Here is a 21,835-nt window from a genome sequence, read left to right as displayed (position 1 = left end):
TCGGCGTGTCCACGCGCCAACCTTTGTTGATATCGTTGGTAGGCATGCCGGGCGGTGGTAAGTCCACCGTAGGCAAGCATCTGGCGAGGCAACTTGGCGTGCCGTTTATGGACTCTGATGCTCAAATTGAGGCGCGTATCGGGGAATCCATTCGAACTTTCTTCGAGCGAGAGGGTGAGGAGTCCTTTCGGGAATTGGAGTCGGTTGCCATCGAGGAGCTTTTGGGCCAACTGAAAGATGGCGTATTGGCCACCGGAGGCGGCGCAGTTCTGCGAGAGCGGAACCGTGAGTCTCTCAGGGCATGCTCTACGGTGCTCTACCTCCGGTCCACCCCTGAGGACATCTACCGCCGACTTCGCCATGACACTTCAAGGCCGCTGCTTCAGGTCGCGGACCCGCTTGCAAAGCTTCGCGAGCTGTACCAACAGCGTGACCCGCTGTACCGCAAGACGGCACACTACGTGCTCGAGAGTTCCCGCCCGAGTGTGCATGGGCTGGTGAACATGGCCCTCATGCAACTGGAGTTGGCGGGGTTGATTGATCCAGGGCGAGTGGCTGCGACGGTTGGTGCTGAGCCTGTGTGAGGTGTCGGCTGGTGAATGCCGTCGCGCCTTGCCGCATCGACGGCTCCTACACTTCGGGGCATGACTGCTCACAACGTCTCGATTGCGCTGCCGGACGGGCGCGCCTACGAAATCCGCATTGGCTCTCAGCTGCTTGGCGAACCCACTTCTTGGCAAGGGCTGCCCAAGTCTGCAGCGGCCCTCATCGTCACGAACGACCGTGTGGCGCCGTATTACCTGGAGCGCCTACGCAGTGCCCTGCTGGCCCGCCACGCATCTGTGGAGGCGCTTGTGTTGCCGGACGGCGAGTTCCACAAGGATTGGGTTTCCCTGCAAACGGTCATGGATACCTTGCTCGAGCGTCAAGCCGACCGAAAGACCGTGCTTTACGCGCTGGGTGGCGGCGTCATCGGTGACCTGACGGGCTTCGCTGCGTCCATCTACATGCGCGGCGTGCCCTTTGTGCAAGTGCCCACAACGCTACTGGCTCAGGTTGATTCTTCGGTGGGGGGCAAGACCGCCATCAACCACCCGCTGGGCAAGAACATGATCGGCACGTTCTACCAGCCCGCCCGGGTCATCGCCGACCTGGATTCGCTGGACACCTTGCCGGATCGCGAGCTGCGCGCTGGCCTGGCCGAGGTCATCAAGTACGGTCCCATTGCCGACGCCGAATTCCTGACCTGGATTGAAGTCAACCTGGACGCACTGCTGTCGCGTGACAAGGCCGCACTGGCACATGCCGTGCGCCGCAGCTGCGAGATCAAAGCCTGGGTGGTGCAGCAGGACGAGCGCGAGTCGGGGTTGCGCGCCATCCTCAACTTTGGACACACCTTCGGCCACGCCATCGAGACCGGCCTCGGCTATGGGGCGTGGCTGCATGGGGAGGCGGTCGGCTGCGGCATGTTGCTCGCGTCGGATCTCAGTGCCCGTACGGGGCGCATGCCCGCAGACTTCGTGGACCGCATGCGCCGCTTGCTGGAGCGCACGAGCCTGCCCGTGGTGGCGCCTGCGCTCGGCGTGGAGCGCTATATGAGCCTCATGCGGGGCGACAAGAAGTCCGAGGCTGGCGAGATCCGCTTCGTATTGATCGAAGCACTGGGCCGAGCGGGCACCCATGCCGCACCGGACGACTTGGTCGCCCAGGTTCTTGAAACCCACGGCGGCGCGTGACTGGCGCCGTGTTGCTCGCCCCCTATGCCTGTCAACCGGCGCTCAGTCGGGGCCGGCGGGTGCCCGAGGCGCCGGCGCCTACTCGCTCGGAGTTCCAGCGTGACCGCGATCGCATCATCCACAGCACGGCGTTCAGGCGCCTGGTCTACAAGACGCAGGTCTTCCTCAACCACGAGGGCGATCTCTTTCGGACACGCCTGACGCACTCGCTGGAAGTCGCTCAACTCGGGCGCAGCATCGCGCGGAGTCTGCAACTGGAGGAGGACCTGGTCGAGACGGTCGCTCTGGCGCATGACCTGGGGCACACCGCGTTTGGCCATGTGGGCCAGGACGTGCTCAATGAGTGCATGCGCGACCATGGTGGCTTCGAGCACAACCTGCAGTCGCTGCGCGTGGTGGATCAGTTGGAGCAACGCTATCCACAGTTTGATGGACTGAATCTTTGCTTCGAGTCGCGTGAGGGCATCCTCAAGCACTGCTCGCGCAGCAACGCCGAAAGGCTCGAACTGGCTGAGCCGGGCGGCGTGGCACGGCGCTTTCTCGCGGGTGGGCAGCCGAGCCTCGAGGCCCAGCTTTGCAATCTCGCCGACGAGGTGGCCTACAACGCCCATGATGTTGACGATGGCGTGCGTTCGGGCTTGCTGACCTGGGAGATGCTGGAACAGGTGCCGCTGGTGCGCCGCCACCTGTTGGCAACGCTCGATGAGTACCCGGGGCTTGCCGGCAAGCGCCTGGCCTGCGAGGTCATCCGGCGCATGCTGTCGGCCCAGGTCTACGACATCATCGACGCCACCCGTGCTGCCTTGCGCACAGCAGACCCTCAGTCGGCGGACGAGGTGCGCAAGCTGCCCGAGCCGCTCGTTCGTTTCTCCGGCCAGATGCGCACCGAGAGCACGGGCCTCAAGCGCTTCCTGTTCGCCAACCTCTACCGCCACCCTCAGGTGCTGGAAAAGCGAGCGCGTGCCGAGCAGGTGGTCCGAGATTTGTTCGCGCACTACCTGGCTCAGCCTAGCGATTTGCCGGCTGACTTCCCCGGTGCAGAGACCCATCCGCGGCGCTGTGCCGACTACCTGGCCGGCATGACGGATCGTTTCGCGCTGCGTGAGCATGCGCGCATTACCGGCACCCACATCATGGACGGTCTCTGAGCGTCAGCTCCCTTCGCGATGGCTCGACTCCCCCGACTCATGCTTGCCGGCGAGACGCACCACGTCATTCACCGGGGCAACAACCGGCAGCCCATCGTCCAGGACGATGAGGACCGCCAGCGCCTGCTGGACCTGCTGCGTGAGTGTGCCCAGCAGCATCAGGTAGCGCTCCACGGCTATGTGCTGATGGAGAACCACTTCCATCTGCTGGCCACGCCGGCCGGAGACGAGGGTTTGAGCAGCCTGATGCAAGCCCTGGGGCGACGTTATGTCGCCGCGTTCAATCTGCGGCATGGCCGCAGTGGCACGCTGTGGGAAGGGCGCTTCCGCGCCAATCTTGTGGCGGGCAGCGACTGGGTGCTGGCCTGCCTGCGCTACATCGAACTCAATCCGGTGCGCATCGGGCACTCGAACGAGGCAGGTAGTTGGCGTTGGTCCAGCGCTCAGCACCATCTCGGGCGCCGGCGTGACCCCTTGATCACCGAACACCCGGCGTTTTGGGCGCTGGGCAACACGCCTTTCGAGCGGGAACACGTCTACCGAGGCCTGCTGGAACAGGGCTTGCGTGTGGACGAAGCCTCGCGCATCACCCAGTGCGTGCTGCGCGGCTGGCCGCTGGCGGACGAGGCGCAACAGCCCCGCCTGGAGGCCGCCTTGGGTAGCCCGGTCACGCCGCGGCCTCGGGGGCGGCCGCGTAAATCAACTCAGCCAGGATCGGCTGAGGGATGATTTAATTTGACCCTAATTATTTTTATGAGGCATTGGTGGCATTCATAAAAATAACCTGACCCCTGTTTTTATCATTGAAGAATCTGCTGCGGTGCAGTAAATTTGCACCTCGTCGTGTATCAGGAGGTGCGCCATGGGCGATACCCAGCAGTTTCAGAGCGAAGTTCAGGACCTGACCGCCCAAGGGCTCTACAACCCCGCCAACGAGAAAGACGCCTGCGGCCTTGGCTTCGTCGCCCACATCAAGGGCACCAAGGCGCACAACATCGTCCAGCAGGGCCTCAAGATCCTCGAGAACCTCGATCACCGGGGTGCTGTGGGGGCCGACAAGCTGATGGGCGACGGCGCCGGCATCCTGATCCAGATCCCTGACGAGTTCTACCGCGCCGAGATGGCCAAGCAGGGCGTGGTCCTGCCGCCCCCGGGGGAGTACGGCGTCGGCATGATCTTCCTGCCCAAGGAAGCCGCCTCCCGCCTTGCTTGCGAGCAGGAACTGGAGCGCGCCGTCAAGGCCGAGGGCCAAGTCCTGCTGGGCTGGCGCGACGTGCCGGTGGACCGCGACATGCCCATGTCGCCCACGGTTCGCGAGAAGGAGCCGGTGATCCGCCAGATCTTCATCGGCCGTGGCTCGGACATCATCGTCCCCGACGCGCTCGAGCGGAAGCTCTACGTCATCCGCAAGACGGCCTCCAGCGCCATCCAGGCCCTGCACCTGACGCACAGCCGCGAGTACTACGTGCCCAGCATGAGCTGCCGCACCGTCATCTACAAGGGCCTGCTGCTGGCCGACCAGGTCGGCAAGTACTACCTGGACCTGGGCAACGAGGCCGTGGTCTCGGCCATCGCCTTGGTGCACCAGCGCTTCTCGACCAACACCTTCCCCGAGTGGCCGTTGGCCCACCCCTACCGCATGGTCTGCCACAACGGCGAGATCAACACCGTCAAGGGCAACTTCAACTGGATGCGCGCCCGTGAAGGCGTGATGAAGTCGCCCGTGCTGGGCGACGACCTGAAGAAGCTCTACCCGATCAGCTTCGAGGGCCAAAGCGACACCGCGACCTTCGACAACGCCATCGAACTGCTGACCATGGCGGGCTACCCGCTGGCCCACGCCGCCATGATGATGATCCCGGAAGCCTGGGAGCAGCACGAGCTGATGGACGAGCGCCGTCGCGCCTTCTACGAGTACCACGCCGCCATGATGGAGCCCTGGGACGGCCCAGCCGCCATGGCCTTCACCGATGGCCGCCAGGTCTGCGCCGCGCTGGACCGCAATGGCCTTCGCCCGGCCCGCTACTGCATCACCGATGACGACCTCGTCGTGCTTGCGTCGGAGAGCGGCGTGCTGCCCATCCCTGAGAACAAGATCGTCAAGAAGTGGCGCCTGCAGCCCGGCAAGATGTTCCTGATCGACCTGGAGCAGGGCCGCATCATTGACGACGAAGAGCTGAAGAACCAGTACGCCAACGCGCGCCCCTATCGTCAGTGGATCGAGAACGTTCGCGTCAAGCTGGATGACATCGCCGTCCCGGCCACGCCGGCGCCGGCCTTTGCCGCCAACCTGCTGGACCGCCAGCAAGCCTTCGGCATGACGCAGGAGGACGTCAAGTTCCTGCTCGCCCCCATGGCCGCCAACGGTGAAGAAGCCATCGGCTCCATGGGCAATGACTCGCCGCTCGCGGTGCTGTCGAGCAAGAACAAGCCGCTCTACAACTACTTCAAGCAGCTGTTCGCCCAGGTCACGAACCCGCCGATCGACCCGATCCGCGAAAACATCGTGATGTCGCTCAACAGCTTCATCGGCCCCAAGCCCGACCTGCTGGACATCAACGCCATCAACCCGCCGATGCGGCTTGAGGTGCACCAGCCTGTGCTGGACTTCGATGACATGGCGCGCCTGCGTTCCATCGCCGGCCCCACCAACGGCAAGTTCAAGCCCAGCGAGCTGGACATCACCTACCCGGCGGTCTGGGGCAAGGACGGCGTCGAAGCCCGCCTGGCCTCGCTGTGCGCGTCGGCCGTCGATGCCATCAAGACGGGCCACAACATCCTCATCATCACGGACCGTCACGTCAGTGCCGACCGTGTCGCCATCCCCGCGCTGCTGGCGCTGTCGGCCGTGCACCATCACCTGGTGCGTGAAGGCCTGCGGACCACGGCCGGCTTGGTCGTCGAGACCGGCACGGCACGTGAAGTGCACCACTTCGCCGTGCTGGCTGGCTACGGCGCCGAGGCCGTTCACCCCTACCTGGCCCTCGAAACCCTCGAGGCCATGAAGGACGAGCTGCCCGCCAGCCTGACCGCTGAAAAGGCCCGCTACAACTACATCAAGGCTGTGGGCAAGGGCCTGTCGAAGATCATGTCCAAGATGGGCATCTCGACCTATATGTCCTACTGCGGCGCGCAGATCTTCGAGGCCATCGGCCTCAAGAGCGACTTCGTCGAGAAGTACTTCCGCGGCACGCCAACCCAGGTCGGCGGTATCGGTGTCTTCGAGGTCGCCGAGGAAGCCATCCGCATGCACGTCGGCGCCTTCGGCAACGACCCGCTGCTGGAGAACATGCTCGACGCCGGTGGCGAATACGCCTGGCGCACCCGCGGTGAAGAACACATGTGGACGCCGGACGCCATCGCCAAGCTGCAGCACTCGGTGCGCGGCGGCAAGTTCGACACCTACAAGGACTACGCCCAGATCATCAACGACCAGAGCAAGCGCCACATGACGCTGCGCGGCCTGTTCGAGTTCAAGTTCGACCCGTCCAAGGCCGTGCCGCTGGAAGAAGTCGAACCCGCCGCCGAGATCGTCAAGCGCTTCGCCACCGGCGCCATGTCGCTGGGCTCCATCTCGACCGAAGCCCACACCACGCTGGCCGTTGCCATGAACCGCATTGGCGGCAAGAGCAACACGGGCGAGGGCGGTGAGGACCCGGCCCGCTACCGCAACGAGCTCAAGGGCATCAAGATCACCTCGGGCACCAAGCTGACTGACGTCTTCGGCAAGAGCGTCATCCAGGCCGACTACGAGCTCAAGGATGGCGACAGCCTGCGCTCCAAGATCAAGCAAGTCGCCTCGGGCCGCTTCGGTGTCACCACCGAGTACTTGGTCTCGGCCGATCAGATCCAGATCAAGATGGCACAAGGTGCCAAGCCGGGTGAGGGCGGTCAGCTGCCCGGCGGCAAGGTGTCCGAGTACATCGGCTTCCTGCGCTACTCGGTGCCCGGCGTCGGCCTCATCAGCCCGCCGCCCCACCACGACATCTACTCCATCGAGGATCTGGCCCAGCTGATCCACGACCTGAAGAACGTCAACGGCAAGGCCGACATCTCGGTCAAGCTGGTGTCGGAAGTCGGCGTGGGCACCGTGGCCACTGGTGTGGCCAAGGCCAAGGCCGACCACATCGTGATCGCCGGCCATGACGGCGGCACGGGCGCCTCGCCCTGGTCGTCCATCAAGCACTGCGGCACGCCGTGGGAGCTGGGCCTGGCCGAAGCGCAGCAGACCCTGGTGCTGAACCGCCTGCGCGGCCGCATCCGCCTGCAGGCCGACGGCCAGATGAAGACCGGCCGCGACGTCGTCATCGGGGCCCTGTTGGGCGCTGACGAGTTCGGTTTCGCCACCGCACCGCTGGTGGCCGAGGGTTGCATCATGATGCGCAAGTGCCACCTCAACACCTGCCCGGTGGGCGTGGCCACGCAAGACCCCGTGCTGCGCGCCAAGTTCACCGGCAAGCCCGAGCACGTCATCAACTTCTTCTTCTTCGTGGCCGAGGAAGCGCGCCAGATCATGGCCCAGCTCGGCGTGCGCAAGTTCGACGAGCTCATCGGCCGCAGCGACTGGCTCGACACCAAGAAGGCCATCACCCACTGGAAGGCCAAGGGCCTGGACTTCTCGCGCATCTTCTACCGCCCGCAGCTGCCGGGCACCGTGCCGCGCCTGCACTCCGAGACGCAGGACCACGGCCTGGACCGCGCGCTCGATGTCAAGCTGATCGAGAAGTGCCTGCCCGCCTTCGAGAAGGGCGAGAAGGTGCAGTTCATGCAGGAAGTGACCAACGTGCGTCGCACGGTGGGCGCCATGCTCTCGGGCGAGCTGATCCGTCGTCGCCCCGAAGGCCTGCCTGACCAGACCATCTTCATCCAGATGGAAGGAACGGGCGGCCAGAGCTTCGGTGCCTTCCTGGCCACCGGCATCACCTTCTACCTGATTGGTGACGCCAACGACTACACCGGCAAGGGGCTCTCCGGCGGCCGCGTCGTCGTGCGCCCCAGCATCGAGTTCCGCGGCGAAGCGACCAAGAACATCATCGTCGGCAACACCGTGCTCTACGGTGCCACGCGCGGTGAGGCCTTCTTTGCCGGCGTGGGTGGCGAGCGCTTTGCGGTGCGCCTCTCGGGCGCCAGCGCCGTCGTCGAAGGCACGGGCGACCATGGCTGCGAGTACATGACCGGCGGCACCGTGGTTGTGCTCGGCAAGACCGGCCGCAACTTCGCGGCTGGCATGAGCGGCGGCATCGCCTACGTCTATGACGAGGACGCCAGCTTCGCCAAGCGCTGCAACACCAGCATGGTCTCGCTCGAGAAGCTGGCCTCCAGCGAAGAGCAGCAGGCCACGCTTGACCGTGCCCTGTGGCACCGCGCCAAGGTGGATGCAGAGCAGCAGACCGACGAGGCCATCCTCAAGAAGCTGATCGAGGACCACCACCGCTGGACGGGCAGCCAACGTGCCCGCTTCATCCTCGACAACTGGGCCGAGCAACGCGCCAAGTTCGTCAAGGTGTTCCCGAACGAGTACCGCCGCGCGCTCGGCGAGTTGAATGCGGCCAAGGAAGCCGCGCAAACCATCGCTCAGGCCAAGTCGCCTGCGGCTGCCAAGGTCTGAGGAGTCGACATGGGTAAGGTCACTGGTTTCCTCGAGTTCGAGCGCCTGGAAGAGGGCTACGCGCCCGTCGCCGAGCGGGTTAAGAACTACAAAGAGTTCGTCATCGGCTTGAGCCCCGAGCAGGCAAAGCAACAAGGCGCGCGCTGCATGGACTGCGGCACGCCCTTCTGCAACAACGGCTGCCCGGTCAACAACGTCATCCCCGACTTCAACGACCTGGTCTACAAGGGCCGTGAGGTCGACTGGAAGAACGCGATTGCGGTGCTGCACAGCACCAACAACTTCCCCGAGTTCACCGGCCGCATCTGCCCGGCGCCCTGCGAGGCCGCCTGCACGATCAACGTCAATGGCGACGCCGTGGGCATCAAGTCCATCGAGCACGCCATCATCGACCGCGCTTGGGCCGAAGGCTGGGTCAAGCCGCAACCCGCTGCCGTCAAGACGGGCAAGAAGGTGGCGGTGATCGGCGCCGGCCCCGCCGGCCTGGCGGCCGCGCAGCAGCTGGCACGCGCTGGCCACAGCGTCACGCTGTTCGAGAAAAACGATCGCGTCGGCGGCCTGCTGCGCTACGGCATCCCCGACTTCAAGCTCGACAAGGCGCTCATCGACCGCCGCGCCGAGCAGCTCAAGGCCGAGGGCGTTGAGATCCGCACCGGCGTGCTGGTGGGCAGCATGCCCGAGGGCTCCAAGGTCACCAACTGGGCCAAGGAATCGGTCTCGGCCGACGAGCTCAAGAGCCAGTTCGACGCCGTGCTGCTGACCGGTGGCGCCGAGCAGTCGCGCGACCTGCCCGTGCCGGGCCGTGACCTGGCTGGTGTGCACTTCGCGATGGAGTTCCTGCCGCAGCAGAACAAGGTCAACGCGGGCGACAAGCTCAAGAACCAGATCCGTGCCGACGGCAAGCACGTCATCGTGATCGGCGGTGGCGACACCGGCTCCGACTGCGTGGGCACCAGCAACCGCCACGGCGCCAAGAGCGTCATCCAGTTCGAGCTGATGCCCCAGCCGCCCGAGAAGGAAGACAAGCCCATGGTCTGGCCGTACTGGCCGATCAAGCTGCGCACGTCCTCCAGCCACGACGAAGGCTGCGAGCGCGAGTTCGCCATCGCCACCAAGGAATTCATCGGCGAGAAGGGCAAGCTCACCGGCGTCAAGACCGTCCGCCTCAAGTGGGAGGGCGGCAAGATGACCGAAGTCGAAGGCAGCGAGCAGATCCTCAAGGCCGACCTGGCCCTGCTGGCCATGGGCTTCGTGTCACCCGTCGCCACCGTGCTCGAAGCCTTCGGCATCGAGAAGGACCCGCGCGGCAACGGCAAGGCCAGCACCGAAGGTGCGAGCGCCTACAAGACCAATGTCGACAAGGTCTTCGCCGCCGGTGACATGCGCCGCGGTCAAAGCCTGGTGGTCTGGGCCATCCGCGAAGGCCGTCAGGCAGCGCGGGCGGTGGATGAGTACCTGATGGGCTCGTCCGACTTGCCGCGCTGATCCATCCGACTGGGCAACAGGATCGGGCCACCCCCTGGGTGGCCCGAATTCATTTCAGTTGACCAGAATTTCGCGGGTGTTCAACCGCTTGATGCCGATCGTGCCTGGCTGCTTGGTACGGATATTCAGCTTGGCGCCCGTGCTGGTGCCGGTGATCAAGCCGAGCTTGCCAACACCGTCCACGTTTCGGCTGATGAAGCTGAGGTCCGTCACCACTCCGTCGAAGTTGCTTGCATAGCAGGCCGAGTCGGCCGTATCGAGTGCACAGTACCCGTCGCCGATGCTCACAACGTAGATGCGGCTCTTTCCGTCGGGCGAGCAGGCATCCACGGTGGTTGGGGATGTCGTGGCGAACGCCAACATGCCGTAGAACGAGGCCGGGTCAGTCAGGACACGCCAGCCAGACCCTGAACCAGACAGGCCGAGATCGAAGTACCAGCCCAACTGGGTACGCAGGTCCAGATTGATCTGGGTGGTCAACGATGCGCGTTGGGCCAGGTTCGACGTGCGAATCGGGAAGGTAACGTTCTCCGGCAGCGTCGAAGTCTCGTTGTTGACGGTTCCATCCTTGCTGAACACCGCGTTCGTACCGTCGAGGATGACGAAGAATCGTTGAGGCTGCGTGCTGCTGATGTCGCTCTGGTCGAGCAGGCGCCCAGTGCCGATGGCGACATAGCGCAGATTGGTGTGCGGCTGCACGACAGGCAGGGGTTTGGCAGTGACAGGCAGTGGAGTGCCGTCCGATGCCGTCAGCACGGCAAACTTGATGGGCGTGGGGTAGCCGCTGGTGCCCGTGATGTCTAGCCGCCAGACATTGCCGAGCAAATCGCCAGCGTACACAGCATCTGCATAGCCATCGGCTGCGTTCAACACGAAGGCGTTCACTGGCGAGAGGCCAGATTGGTTGGAGGCCGAGCAATCGGGAGAGCAGGGCACGGCCACCTTTTCAAGCAGGGCGCCGGTCTTGGGGTGGATGAAATAGAGGTAGCCGACGCCGTCCGCGTTGTTGTAGCCCGAGCTCACGATGACCACCCAGCCGTACTTGCGCGTCTTGGTCACGATGGGCTGCCCGTAGGTGTAGCCCAATGACGAGTCTGAGAACTCCCACAGTACCTTTTGTGCCGCAGTGGCTTCGCTGGTGACACTGGCCGGGTTGGTGATGTCGAGCGCGTAGTAGGCCTTGCCGCCTTTGCCGAGCCCCGCGACGAGGATGGTGCGCCAGTCCGTCGAGCTGTTGTCGCCTCCCGATTTGCCGAAGTTGACGTCAGCCACAGTCGGCGTGGCATCGACAAGGTAGTGGTGCGTGAAGTCCGGGTTCCCGAGCGATGCCAGACCGTTCACGCTGGGGGTGGCAGTCGGGCCAGGAATGATGGCTCCCGGGATGTAGGCCCAGACCTCTCGCCCCGGCGTGCTTCCGGACAGTGTGCTCGTGGTCAGACTGCCATCGATTGCATGCAGCATGCCGTCGTTGGCTGCCACGTACACCATTGGCGCGCGGTTGGCGTAGGTGGTCTTGAAGGTGTCGTATCCCGGGTTGTACGCGGCCGCAAACGGGAAGGCAGGTGGGCCCACCGGGATGGTCTTGGCGTTCACCACATCACCCAGCAAACTGGCGCGATCTCGGTACGCCTGGGTGGAGCCAGATGTCACTGATGAACGCTCGTTGGTGCGATCACCGCGAACGTAGTTGATGTAGTTGCCAGCGTCGTTGCCGCCGCCGTAGGGTGTCTTGAGCGCCGTCACTTGACCGGCGGCCAGGTTTGCAAGTCGGAAAGCGACCCCCACCTTTGAACTGCTGTTGTAGCTGACGATGTTTCGCCCGGTGTCCCAACCTGTGCCATTGGCCTGTGCAGCCAGGGTGTTGGTGAGATTCCATTGCCCCACTGAGGTGGGATCGCCAGTGTTGGCGTCAAAGGACGTTTGCGAGGCCACAACGTCGCCGGTCCAGTACTTGGCATCGTACTTGGCCGAGTAGGTGGCCACCCCTAGCGTTGAAACCTGGGGCTGTGAGGTGGAGAACGAGGTTGAGTAGGCCGCCAGCTTGGTGGCGATGCTGGAGAACGCCTTGCTCAAGCCGCTGACTAGCTGGTCAGCCCGCGCTGCCGTGTAGTAGTTGTCGGGTCTTGGGCTGCCGTCGGCGACCGTATCCGGAGTTGTGGCCCACCAGGACTTGGTCGCGGCGTTGTTGGCAAACTGGGCTGCCGTTGCCGTATCGGGCGAGAAGTTGGCCGGTGGGTTGAACCCACCGTACTTGGCGGCCAGGTAGAACTGGTTGTTTGACTTGTAGGCTTGGAACTCAAGGACATCGAGCCAGTAGGTTTGAATGGTCTGCACTCCAGTCAAATCCGGTCGGATGTCGCTCACATTGGCCCAGTAGGCCAGACCTGCCATCAGCGCGCCGTTGTTGGTGCAGCAGCCGTTGTATGGCTGACTTGCGGCGAGAGAGTTGCCCAGGCCCTGCAGGACGCCGACCTTGTTCGTCCAGTCGGTGGCATTGACGCTGCTGTCGCTGGTCACCTCGGACGGCTTGCTGGGTTCCGAATTCCCCGTTGAACCGGGCAGGTTGCGGTCCGCATGCGTATTGACGTCGCCGATGCCGAGGATGAAGTTTCGCTGGCAGGAGTACTGAATGGGGTCGTTCCAGTTCGTGATGACTGGAAAGCCGTCGACATACGTTGTCTTGGTGGCGACGTTGGCCCCCCCCATGGATGTCCACGCCGACACATTGCCGAGATTGCGCAAGTAGCGTTGAGCGGCGTAATAGAGCTCACCTACCGGGTCATAGGTCTTGTAAGTGCCCGGTGTGATTTCGCCAAACTTGTTCAGGTAGTTCATGACGCCGCTGTTGGTGACGGTGACGCCAAAATTGGTGGTGGTGTCTGTCGCATCCTGGGCATCGGGGTTGATCAGCATCACGCCTGTAGCGGCATCCCATTCCGTGCTTGGGTTTGCCACAGGAAGGCCGCCTGGCACGGGCTTCATGGGCGCGATGAACTTTTGACGGGCGCGCAGCACGCCCCCATCCCGGGTGCTGCTGCTGTCGTTGAGATAGCCAAAGGCGCTATAGCGAATCTTGTCGGAATAGGCTTGCATCAAGCCGGTCGGCTTGTAGTTGCCGTTGGGGTACTGCGTGCAGTTGGATTCAAGGCCACCAGCAGCTGGGGCCGAATCGCAGACCTTTACACGGACGAAGAACTCGTAGACCTGGCCCGCCACCAGGGCATTGGCCGGGTTGTAGTGTGTCGCGGTATCGGTGATGGAAACGGTGCTGGCGCCTACGACGGTGAAGCCGCCGGCACCTGGTGGCTGCCACTGCAGGCTGATCTCTGCCCCACCGCCACCCTGGTAGTACTCAGCCTCGATGTACAGGGTGTCGTTGGCCGTCACGCCGTTCACGGCAAGGTCATAGTTCGTGGCGCCCTGGTCCTTCCAGCCGGTGTCACCCAGACTGGTCCAATTGCCATTCGCATTTTTCTTGACCTTCAAGCGCACGCCGTCGTCGCCGCGAATCCTGAAGGTGTAGTTGCCAGTGCTCGGTGCCGTGACCTGACCGACCCAGCGTGCCGACATGTTGTCCTGATTGACGCCGGTGGGCCAAGTGCCGCCCTTGACGTAGTTGATCGAGCCCTCTGCACGTGACATCGCGGAAGGGGCCGTCAGGGTCTTGTTGTGGAAATAGGTGGCCGTGAAGCTCGTGCCGTTCTGGCCGTCGGGGGTTGGGGTGACCAAGCGCAACTTGTTGCCCTGGGCCCAGGCGCGGCTGGTGAGGCTGGTGCTGCTGAAGGGCGTGGCCCCAGAGATCAAGGTAGCGCCGGAAAGCGTGCTGTCCGGAAAGTTGGTCGTGCCGCCCTGGTTGGAGGCCCAGGCCTTCTCGAGCACGGTCAGGCTGGAGGTGTCGATGACCCGGTACCCTCCGGTCAGCGCCCACCGGAAGGGATCGATGGTCTGCATCGTTGCCCAGTTCAGGTAGTTGCCGCTCCACTTGTTCGAGCAAGTGCGGTTGGTGGCCGCGCCGTCAGGATAGAAGTAGTTGTCGGTGCTCGTGCCATCGGTGTAGCGGTAGCTATAGCACTTCGCTGGATCGAAATACCCGATGTAGGTGTTGTCCGCCGAGTAGGTGCGGTTGGGGTGGGCCACGCTGATGGCAGTTGGAAACTCCACGGACAGTGCCAGTGCCAGATTGCCAGGGACGCTGACGGCCGAAAGGATAGGCTGGTCAGCTAGCGGGATGGCAGCGGGCGTGGACACGCAGACCCCCGAAATCGCTGCGGCGACCAACGCTCCTTGAATGATCTTTTGGGTCAGATTGAAGTTCATCATGTACCTCCAGGGCGTCGCTTCTCGGGTCAATTCGACGTGAACGTTGATTGGAAGAAGGACAAGGTATTTCTCGGTCCTTTGACTCGGATCGTCACCCGGTAGACCGGCTGTGGTGTGACCGCTGATGGGTTGGTGCTATTGGCGGCACTGCTGTTGTTTTGTGCGCTGATCAGTTCGGTCACCGCGCCGCCGTAAATGACGTCGTTCACCATGGAACAGGTGCTGACCGAGCAAACGCCGGGCGTGGTTGAGATCCGATCCACGACGTAGCGGATCGTCAGGCCCACGTCGGCCAGCGTGATGTCGTTCCCAGCCTGGCCGACCGTGTTGAAGGTGCTGTCCGAGAGCAGCGCCAGCGGAATGCCTTGGGTGTTGGTGGGTAGCAGCGTCGCGCTGTAGTTGGCCGCCGGGAGATTGGTGTTTCGCAGGTTCACAGTGGCCAGTGCACCGCTGGCCCCGAACGCTGCCATGGCGGCCTGCACGGCACGTTCCGTTTGATTGGTCATGTCGCGCTTGAAGCCAATATTGCCGATGGCGAACTGATTCGAGCTCAGCGACCTGGAAATCGCGACCGCGCCGATCAACATGATGACCAGGGTCACGAGCGCAAAGATCAGGACGATGCCGCGCTCGGACTTGCAGCTTCGATAGGAGCAGGATCGGTTGGGCATGACTTGCTCGATTTAGAAGCGGACGTTCCGAAGCGGAATCGTGAATTCGACGGCCCGATACCGCTGCTGCTGGGTGCCGTCCGGGACGTTGTAGGTGTGGGTCAGCGCGCCGCCCAGATCACTGAAGAGCGTGATCGTGTCGGCGGTGACCGCTTCCTTGGCTGCCTGATCGCTTCGGATCACCAGGCCAACGCGCACGGCAAGGATGTTGCCGAGCGTCGTTTGGGCGACGCTGGTGCCGTTGGAAAGATCGGCAGCGGTGTAGCCTGCGGCGCTTGGCGCAACCCAAGTCGTCACTGCCGTTCTGGCGCCTGTACCGTCGACGCCGTAGAGCACCTTCAACTCGACGACACCTTCAACCAACGGCTGCGGCGTTGTCCCAGCCAAGTTCAGCAGGTCGTAGGTCACCAGCGTGTTGTTGCTGTCGATCCCGAGCAGTTGAAACCGAGGGCGATTGCCAACCACATTGCCGAGCACCGAGACATAGGCGCTTCCGTTGCTGCTACTGCTGGCGAAGTCCGTGAGCGTGACGCTTCCGATCGTGTTGGCTGCGTAAGTGCCGCCAAACGTCAACGTGGGTGTGGCGCCACCGGCGAACCCATTGCTGACCTGCTGCAGCATGCAGGCCCCAGCTTGGGTGACAAGGACGAGGTCGCCACCTCGCATGCCGATGGTGTTGTTCAGTTGAACTCGTCCTGCGGCGGCCGACTTGGGCGCGATCGGCAGGCCGGACTCGCTCAGGCCGGAGTTGCCGGACATGATGGCCAGAACGTCGCTGCCATTGGCCCCAGCGCCTGCGTGGACGACCACTGGCGCCAACGGCACAGTCGCTGGGATGGCCGCAAACGGCGCGGGGAAGGGGGCTACCGCCGGAAGCAACTGTGCGTTGTTGCGTGAAACGGCCACCGGGCAGCCCCAATTTACGGAGCCCACGAGGCCTGACCCGGCGTGGCGCAGTTCGCGATCCAGCACAAATGCCGAGTACGCGCTGTTGCTGGAAAGATCGTTGCCCGAAGTCACGCTGCGACGAATGTCTTCCTGCCGCGCCACGATGACGGTGATCGCGAGGACCAGCACCAAGCCGATCACCAGCGAGACCATCAACTCAGGCAGGCTGAATCCGTGGCTGCGTGCGTATGAGCGGTTCATGGCAGGATCACGTCGGTGACGTAGTTGTGCACGGCGCTCGCGGCACCGCTGGGCGTCCAGACCACGCTGATACGCGCGCTGTTCGCTGACGTGACAGCCACCGTCCCCACCCCACTTGGCACGCCTCCGGACGACGGATCAGCGACCTTGGCCGCCCAGCTGTCGATCACGCCCTGCGAGACGTTGACCGTGTTGGCGTTCAGTATGGCGGCGGCCATGTCGCTGGCGAGCAGTGCGGCCCGCTGCGCGTCTTCGCTGGTGACGGAAGCCTTGAGCGTCTGGCCTTGCAGGGCCAGGACACCCAGCAGGCCAAAGGAAATGATCAGGATCGAGACCAGCATCTCGAAGAGCGAGTAGCCATTGCGGCGCTGATACGAGGGCTTGTTCATGACGCACGGCACCCGTCGGGTGCAGCCGAGGACTTGTCGGGATCGCACATCCGTACCGCGCCGGCCAGGCTCAAGGTGACCGTCAGCCGGCGCTCCTGACTCTTGCGGTTGTCGGGCGATATCTGAAAGTTGGCAGCTGCAGCCGCGCAGTCGACCCCGATGGCGGTCGGGTCCGTGGCGGCAGTCAGACGCCCGTCACCGCCAAAGCAGATGGCCGTTGCGGAAGGCGTGACGCTGACACCCGACCCGACGTCCGTGAGAACGCCGCACTGGACGGCCTCAGAGACGTCGCCGCTCTGGAGTGCATCTGGAACAACGCGTGCCTGCCAGTACTTGCCGCCTGCGATTGCGGTGGCTCCGGTCGAGCACACTTTGCTGTCGGTGAAGAAGAAGACGACGGTGTGTGAACGACGCTGGGCCTCGACCTGTGCAACGCGCAAGCCGGATTGAAGGGCATCCGCCACCGCGCGCGTACGTGCCCCCCGAATCCAACTCATCAGGTTAGGGACCGTGACGGCGGTCAGGATCGCCAAGATGCTGACGGCGATCAGCAACTCGATGAGCCCGAAGCCCCTGACGAGACGCGTCAACATGCGTCACCCTTCTTGAGGATCCACTTGCTGCTGCAGGTACTACCCCATCCGCTCGGTACTGCCGTCGTTGCGCGCTCGTCTTTCTGGTTGATCGTGTAGGTGAAGCCCGCAGAGGCGCCAGTACCCGCCGCCGACAACGTGAACTGGGTGCCATCCAGAGTGCCGGTGCACGTAACGACGAAGTTGCCGAAGGTCCGTGCCGAGGCGTCCGCGTTGCAAGGAGCGACGAAGGTGCCGCTGTTCGCGTAGGTCCGGTTGTCCTGAAAGTACCGCTCCATCTGCGCGCGCAAGGTGGTCAAGCCAACCGTCGCGTCCGTCAGGCGGCTGCGTGTCACGTAGTCCTTGTACTGGGGCAGTGCAACGCCGGCGAGGATGGCCACGATGGCGACGGCGGCCAACAACTCAAGCAAGGTGAAGCCGTGGGCGGAATGGCGGGTCGGGTTCATCGGGAACACTCATTCGAGGGGGTGTGGATATTGTGGTTGTTGCCCTCCAGACCCGCGAACCGTTGGTCGTGAACCAATTCGCGCTGATCGGCCGTGGATCGCGATTCGTGAACTGGCGCACGAATTGGCTGGGGTCAGATCGTTTCGGCCGGTGTGGCGCTGCAACGGGTTGTGACGGAGCCGCTGATGTGCGGTGCAACCCCACGCCCTGGGGCAGCCGTGACTTTCGTGGGGCCTAGTGTTTCCACCTATCATTGCGCCCCTTCCCGATTGATTCCATCTGGCACACCGCTTGAGTGCTTCTGATTCCGCCCTGATCGAGCTGCGTGACGTGAGCTTCGGCTACGACGCCAGCCGCACGATCCTCTCCCACATCTCGCTGAACTTTCCCCGGGGCAAGGTCACTGCCATCCTGGGTGGGTCGGGCTGTGGGAAAACGACCCTGCTGCGCCTGATCGGCGGCGTCTATGCGGCCACGGGGGGCGAGGTCATCTTTGATGGTGAGCGGATCAACACCCGTGACCGGGAGCAGCTGTTCCGCCTGCGGCGCCGGCTGGGCATGCTCTATCAGTTTGGTGCCTTGTTCACCGACCTGTCGGTGTTCGAGAACGTGGCCTTCCCGCTGCGGGAGCAAACCCAACTGCCCGAGCAGATGATTCGCGACATCGTGCTGATGAAGCTCAATGCAGTGGGCTTGCGCGGCGCGCGAGACCTGTTGCCCTCCGAGATCTCGGGCGGCATGGCGCGCCGTGTGGCGCTAGCGCGGGCCATTGCGCTGGACCCCGAGCTGGTGATGTATGACGAGCCCTTCGCCGGGCTCGACCTGATCAGCATGGGCGTGGCCGCCAAGTTGATCCGGACGCTCAATGACTCGACCGGCGCGACCTCGCTGGTGGTGAGCCATGACGTGCCGGAGTGCATGGCGATTTCAGACCACGTGATCCTGATGGCGACCGGTGGGCGGGTGGTGGCCCAGGGCACGCCGGCGGAGCTGATGGACTCGACCGACCCGGAAGTTCGGCAATTCGTGCGCGGTGAGCCGGACGGGCCGGTCAAGTTCCACTACCCGGCGGCTGACATGGATGTGGATTTCGGGGTGGTGGCATGACCGCCGTGCTGCAGCGGCTGGGCTTCATCGCGCTGGACCAGTTGCGTGGCTGGGGCCACGCCGCGCTCTTCGTGCTCGACCTCATCAAGGCCCTGCCGGCGGCGCTGCGGCGCTTTGGCCTGGTGGTGGCGCAGATTCACGCCATTGGCAACCGCTCGCTCGTGATCATCATGGCCTCGGGCCTGGCCGTGGGCTTTGTGCTGGCGCTGCAGATGTACTACGCGCTGGTCACCTACGGCGCGGCCGAGAGCCTGGGGCTGATCGTCAACCTGGCCCTGGTGCGCGAACTGGGACCGGTCGTGACTGGCCTGCTGTTTGCCGGCCGGGCTGGTACTTCGCTGACGGCCGAGATCGGCCTGATGAAGGCTGGCGAGCAACTGGCCGCCATGGAGATGATGGCGGTGGACACCAAGGCCCGCGTGCTGGCACCGCGTCTGCTGGGCGGGCTGGTCTCGATGCCCCTGCTGGCGGTGTTGTTCTCCGCTGTTGGCATCCTTGGGGCCTATGTGGTGGCCGTGATGCTGATTGGCGTGGACGCCGGCAACTTCTGGTCGATCATGCAGACGCGCGTGGATGTGTGGCGCGATGTGGGCAACGGCCTGGTCAAGGCCAGCGTGTTCGGCCTGCTGTGCACGTTGGTGGCGCTCTACCAGGGCCATGAAACCGACGCCACGCCCGAGGGCGTGGCCTATGCGACCACCCGCACGGTGGTCATCTCTTCCTTGTGGGTGCTGGGCATGGATTTCGTGCTCACGGCCCTGATGTTCTCGACGCCCTGATCGGGCAGCGGAGTTCTTGCTGTGGCCAAGAAAAGTATTGAGGTGATGGTCGGACTGTTCGTGCTGCTGGGCATGCTGGGCCTGGTGTTCCTGGCACTCAAGGCCGCCAATCTGGGCGGCGCGGGCGGCGGCGACACCTACACGCTCCAGGCGCGCTTTGACAACATCGGCGGGCTCAAGGCGCGCGCCCCGGTGCGCACCGCTGGTGTCACCATCGGCCGGGTCAGCACCATCACACTCGACGCGAAGACCTACCAGGGCCTGGTGATCATGGAGATCCAGAAGGGCTTCGAGTTCCCCAAGGACACCTCCGCCAAGATCCTGACGGCGGGCCTGCTGGGTGACCAGTACATCGGCCTCGAAGCCGGTGCTGACGAGAAGAACCTGGTCGCCGGCGACACCATCCGCCAGACCCAGAGTGCTGTGGTGCTGGAGAGCCTGATTGGCCAGTTCCTGAACAGCAAGGCCTCGGACCTGGGCAGCGCGACGCCGGCCTCGGGGGGCGCTAAGTGAGTTTGTCGCGCGCCATCGCCCGCGTGGTGCTGTTGCTGGCCCTGGCCGTGTCCATGGCCGGTTGCCAGACCGTGCAGCACGTGGGCAGCAAGCTGCAGGGCGCGGTGGACAAGGTTCTGGGGTCCAAGGGAGACCGACTAGACCCCTGGGAGTCCTGGAACCGCAAGGTCTTCGCCTTCAACGAGAAGCTGGACGAGGCCGTGCTCAAGCCCGTGGCCAAGGCCTATGTGGCCGTCGTGCCGTCGCCCGTGCGCACGGGCGTGGGCAACTTCATCGGCAACATCCAGGATGCCTGGTCGGCGGTGAACCTCTTTCTGCAAGGCCGCTTCAAGGCCGGCGCAGAACAGACCATGCGCGTGGCGATCAACACCGGCCTGGGCCTGGCGGGGGTGCTCGACATCGCCAGCGATGCGGGCCTGGACAAGAACACCCAAGACCTGGGCAAGACCCTGGGCAAATGGGGCGTCGGCACCGGGGCCTATGTCGTGTGGCCGGTGCTCGGGCCCTCGTCGCTGCGTGATTCGCTGGCAATGCCGGTGGACATGCGCGTGGCGGCGCCGGTCGTGTTTGACGACGGAGCGGCCAAGACCGCCATCGGCGTGCTGGGCGTGGTGAACACGCGCGCCAGCTTGCTCAAGGCTGGCGAGCTGGTGGACGGCATTGCCCTCGACAAATACGTGTTCTACCGTGACGCCTACCTGCAGCGGCGCGGGCATTTCGACGACGATGACGAGGTGGAGCTCCTGGTGCCGGAAGAGCCGGCCAAGCCTGCCGACAAGACGGACAAAGCCGAACCCGCCAAGGGCGAAGGCCCCCAGGTGCGCAAGCCCGCCGAACCTGCCCCCAACACCCGCCGGTGAACCAAACAGGCCCCTGAAGCGTTGCCACCCTCAGAATCTGGACCTAAGGGCTCATCGAGAGCCTTGATGCCGAAAGACTGACGACATGAACCTCCTGACCATCGCCCGACGCACGCTGGCCCTGTTGGGCCTCAGCCTGGCGCTGTCTGCCCATGCGGCCGACGCCAGCGCGCCCGACACGCTGATCCGCCAGCTTTCCATCGAGACGATTGAGGCCGTCAAGGCCGACAAAGCCATCCAGGCCGGCGACGTGTCCAAGATCGTGGCGCTTGTGGAGTCCAAGATCCTGCCGCATGTGGATTTCCAGCGCATGACGGCGTCCGCCGTTGGCCGTTTCTGGCGCCAGGCCACGCCTGAGCAGCAGACGCGCCTGCAGGCCGAGTTCAAGACCCTGCTGATGCGCACCTACGCCGGCGCCCTGAGCCAGGTGAAGGACCAAAGCATTGGCATGAAGCCGCTGCGCGCCCAGCCGGGTGACCCGGAGGTGGTGGTGCGGACGGAGATCCGAGGCAAGGGCGACCCGGTGCAGCTGGACTACCGCCTGGCCAAGATGGGCGATGTCTGGAAGATCTACGACGTCAATGTGCTGGGCATCTGGCTGGGCGACCAGTACCGCAACAGCTTTGCCCAGGAAATTGGCGTCAACGGCATCGACGGCTTGATCAAGAGCCTGGCCGACAAGAACGCCAAGGCCGCCGGCGCAAAGGCCTGACGCGGTGGCAAGCCTTCAGTTGCCTGCTCAGCTCGGCTTTGCCGAGGCGGCGTCCGCCTGGGCGCAGTTGGAGCCGGCGCTGCGCGCCGAGGCGTTGCAGGTGCGCAGTGGGGCAGGGCGCGAGTTGCGTCTCTCGGCCGCCCAGCTCAAGTCCTTCGACAGCGCCACGCTCAGCGTGCTGCTGGGCTGTGCGCGCCTGGCGACCGAACATGGCCTGCGGCTGGTGGTGAGCAACGCGCCGGAGCAGCTGCGCGCACTGGCCGGCGTGTACGGACTGACCGACCTGATCTGGCCGAGCGAGACCACACCTGCCTGAGC

Annotated in this window: 18 protein-coding genes; 12 read left to right on the top strand and 6 right to left on the bottom strand. The window is 64.2% G+C overall.

The window, feature by feature from the left end; all coding sequences use genetic code 11:
• Positions 1–23: 23 nt before the first annotated feature.
• From ABDJ85_RS14285 to ABDJ85_RS14260, 6 genes are all read left to right on the top strand, one after another.
• The gene (locus tag ABDJ85_RS14285) at positions 24–584 is read left to right on the top strand and encodes a shikimate kinase (protein ID WP_347705713.1); all 561 of its coding nucleotides are present in this window, start codon (positions 24–26) and stop codon (positions 582–584) included.
• A 60-nt stretch (positions 585–644) separates the two neighbouring features.
• Entirely contained in the window at positions 645–1,736 is a 1,092-nt protein-coding gene (gene aroB / locus ABDJ85_RS14280) for a 3-dehydroquinate synthase (protein ID WP_347705459.1), read from the top strand.
• A gap of 8 nt (positions 1,737–1,744) precedes the next feature.
• The gene (locus ABDJ85_RS14275; RefSeq protein ID WP_347705458.1) at positions 1,745–2,884 is read left to right on the top strand and encodes a deoxyguanosinetriphosphate triphosphohydrolase; all 1,140 of its coding nucleotides are present in this window, start codon (positions 1,745–1,747) and stop codon (positions 2,882–2,884) included.
• A gap of 18 nt (positions 2,885–2,902) precedes the next feature.
• Positions 2,903–3,613, top strand: a complete 711-nt coding sequence (locus ABDJ85_RS14270) for a transposase (RefSeq protein ID WP_347705457.1) — start codon at positions 2,903–2,905, stop codon at positions 3,611–3,613.
• Positions 3,614–3,746: 133 nt separating this feature from the next.
• Entirely contained in the window at positions 3,747–8,492 is a 4,746-nt protein-coding gene (locus ABDJ85_RS14265; protein ID WP_347705456.1) for a glutamate synthase-related protein, read from the top strand.
• A 9-nt stretch (positions 8,493–8,501) separates the two neighbouring features.
• Positions 8,502–9,977, top strand: a complete 1,476-nt coding sequence (locus tag ABDJ85_RS14260; protein WP_347705455.1) for a glutamate synthase subunit beta — start codon at positions 8,502–8,504, stop codon at positions 9,975–9,977.
• 54 nt (positions 9,978–10,031) lie between these two features.
• On the opposite strand, the gene ABDJ85_RS14255 is transcribed toward ABDJ85_RS14260, so the two are convergent.
• Genes ABDJ85_RS14255 through ABDJ85_RS14230 form a run of 6 tightly spaced genes read right to left on the bottom strand, consistent with a single transcriptional unit; the run spans position 10,032 to position 17,545 of the window.
• Positions 10,032–14,294, bottom strand: coding sequence for a PilC/PilY family type IV pilus protein (locus tag ABDJ85_RS14255; RefSeq protein ID WP_347705454.1), 4,263 nt, complete (start codon positions 14,292–14,294; stop codon positions 10,032–10,034).
• 29 nt (positions 14,295–14,323) lie between these two features.
• Positions 14,324–14,968, bottom strand: coding sequence for a pilus assembly PilX family protein (locus tag ABDJ85_RS14250; protein WP_347705453.1), 645 nt, complete (start codon positions 14,966–14,968; stop codon positions 14,324–14,326).
• A gap of 12 nt (positions 14,969–14,980) precedes the next feature.
• Positions 14,981–16,117 carry a PilW family protein gene (locus tag ABDJ85_RS14245; protein ID WP_347705452.1) on the bottom strand — a complete coding sequence of 379 codons (1,137 nt, stop codon included), beginning with the start codon at positions 16,115–16,117 and terminating at the stop codon, positions 14,981–14,983.
• Entirely contained in the window at positions 16,114–16,506 is a 393-nt protein-coding gene (locus ABDJ85_RS14240) for a type IV pilus modification PilV family protein (RefSeq protein WP_347705451.1), read from the bottom strand. The genes ABDJ85_RS14245 and ABDJ85_RS14240 overlap by 4 nt, the downstream gene beginning before the upstream one ends.
• Positions 16,503–17,099 (bottom strand): pilus assembly FimT family protein, encoded by a 597-nt coding sequence (locus ABDJ85_RS14235; RefSeq protein WP_347705450.1) that lies wholly within the window; start codon positions 17,097–17,099, stop codon positions 16,503–16,505. The genes ABDJ85_RS14240 and ABDJ85_RS14235 overlap by 4 nt, the downstream gene beginning before the upstream one ends.
• Positions 17,093–17,545: a type IV pilin protein gene (locus tag ABDJ85_RS14230; RefSeq protein ID WP_347705449.1), complete on the bottom strand. Its 453-nt coding sequence runs from the start codon at positions 17,543–17,545 to the stop codon at positions 17,093–17,095. The genes ABDJ85_RS14235 and ABDJ85_RS14230 overlap by 7 nt, the downstream gene beginning before the upstream one ends.
• A gap of 292 nt (positions 17,546–17,837) precedes the next feature.
• Between ABDJ85_RS14230 and ABDJ85_RS14225 the strand changes: the two genes are divergently transcribed.
• The 6 genes from ABDJ85_RS14225 to ABDJ85_RS14200 all read left to right on the top strand — a co-directional run bounded on the left by ABDJ85_RS14225 (position 17,838) and on the right by ABDJ85_RS14200 (position 21,833).
• Positions 17,838–18,653, top strand: coding sequence for an ABC transporter ATP-binding protein (locus tag ABDJ85_RS14225; RefSeq protein WP_347705448.1), 816 nt, complete (start codon positions 17,838–17,840; stop codon positions 18,651–18,653).
• Entirely contained in the window at positions 18,650–19,432 is a 783-nt protein-coding gene (mlaE, locus tag ABDJ85_RS14220; protein WP_347705447.1) for a lipid asymmetry maintenance ABC transporter permease subunit MlaE, read from the top strand. Before ABDJ85_RS14225 ends, mlaE begins: the two co-directional genes overlap by 4 nt.
• A 21-nt stretch (positions 19,433–19,453) precedes the next feature.
• Positions 19,454–19,945, top strand: a complete 492-nt coding sequence (gene mlaD, locus ABDJ85_RS14215) for an outer membrane lipid asymmetry maintenance protein MlaD (RefSeq protein ID WP_347705446.1) — start codon at positions 19,454–19,456, stop codon at positions 19,943–19,945.
• Entirely contained in the window at positions 19,942–20,805 is an 864-nt protein-coding gene (locus tag ABDJ85_RS14210; RefSeq protein ID WP_347705445.1) for an MlaA family lipoprotein, read from the top strand. The genes mlaD and ABDJ85_RS14210 overlap by 4 nt, the downstream gene beginning before the upstream one ends.
• Positions 20,806–20,890: 85 nt before the next feature.
• Entirely contained in the window at positions 20,891–21,517 is a 627-nt protein-coding gene (locus ABDJ85_RS14205) for an MlaC/ttg2D family ABC transporter substrate-binding protein (protein WP_347705444.1), read from the top strand.
• 19 nt (positions 21,518–21,536) lie between these two features.
• Positions 21,537–21,833 carry an STAS domain-containing protein gene (locus ABDJ85_RS14200; RefSeq protein ID WP_347705443.1) on the top strand — a complete coding sequence of 99 codons (297 nt, stop codon included), beginning with the start codon at positions 21,537–21,539 and terminating at the stop codon, positions 21,831–21,833.
• The last annotated feature ends 2 nt before the right edge of the window (positions 21,834–21,835 follow it).

Source organism: Roseateles paludis (assembly GCF_039872745.1).
Lineage (GTDB): Bacteria > Pseudomonadota > Gammaproteobacteria > Burkholderiales > Burkholderiaceae_C > Pelomonas > Pelomonas paludis.
The sequence above is the reverse complement of the archived record's forward strand: the minus strand, read 5'-3'. Positions and strand labels throughout refer to the sequence as shown.

Coding starts and splice junctions, on each gene's coding strand:
- aroB (WP_347705459.1), top strand. CDS start 645: ATGACTGCTCACAACGTCTCGATTGCGCTGCCGGACGGGCGCGCCTAC.
- ABDJ85_RS14270 (WP_347705457.1), top strand. CDS start 2,903: ATGGCTCGACTCCCCCGACTCATGCTTGCCGGCGAGACGCACCACGTC.
- ABDJ85_RS14265 (WP_347705456.1), top strand. CDS start 3,747: ATGGGCGATACCCAGCAGTTTCAGAGCGAAGTTCAGGACCTGACCGCC.
- ABDJ85_RS14260 (WP_347705455.1), top strand. CDS start 8,502: ATGGGTAAGGTCACTGGTTTCCTCGAGTTCGAGCGCCTGGAAGAGGGC.
- ABDJ85_RS14255 (WP_347705454.1), bottom strand. CDS start 14,294: ATGAACTTCAATCTGACCCAAAAGATCATTCAAGGAGCGTTGGTCGCC.
- ABDJ85_RS14250 (WP_347705453.1), bottom strand. CDS start 14,968: ATGCCCAACCGATCCTGCTCCTATCGAAGCTGCAAGTCCGAGCGCGGC.
- ABDJ85_RS14245 (WP_347705452.1), bottom strand. CDS start 16,117: ATGAACCGCTCATACGCACGCAGCCACGGATTCAGCCTGCCTGAGTTG.
- ABDJ85_RS14240 (WP_347705451.1), bottom strand. CDS start 16,506: ATGAACAAGCCCTCGTATCAGCGCCGCAATGGCTACTCGCTCTTCGAG.
- ABDJ85_RS14235 (WP_347705450.1), bottom strand. CDS start 17,099: ATGTTGACGCGTCTCGTCAGGGGCTTCGGGCTCATCGAGTTGCTGATC.
- ABDJ85_RS14230 (WP_347705449.1), bottom strand. CDS start 17,545: ATGAACCCGACCCGCCATTCCGCCCACGGCTTCACCTTGCTTGAGTTG.
- mlaE (WP_347705447.1), top strand. CDS start 18,650: ATGACCGCCGTGCTGCAGCGGCTGGGCTTCATCGCGCTGGACCAGTTG.
- ABDJ85_RS14205 (WP_347705444.1), top strand. CDS start 20,891: ATGAACCTCCTGACCATCGCCCGACGCACGCTGGCCCTGTTGGGCCTC.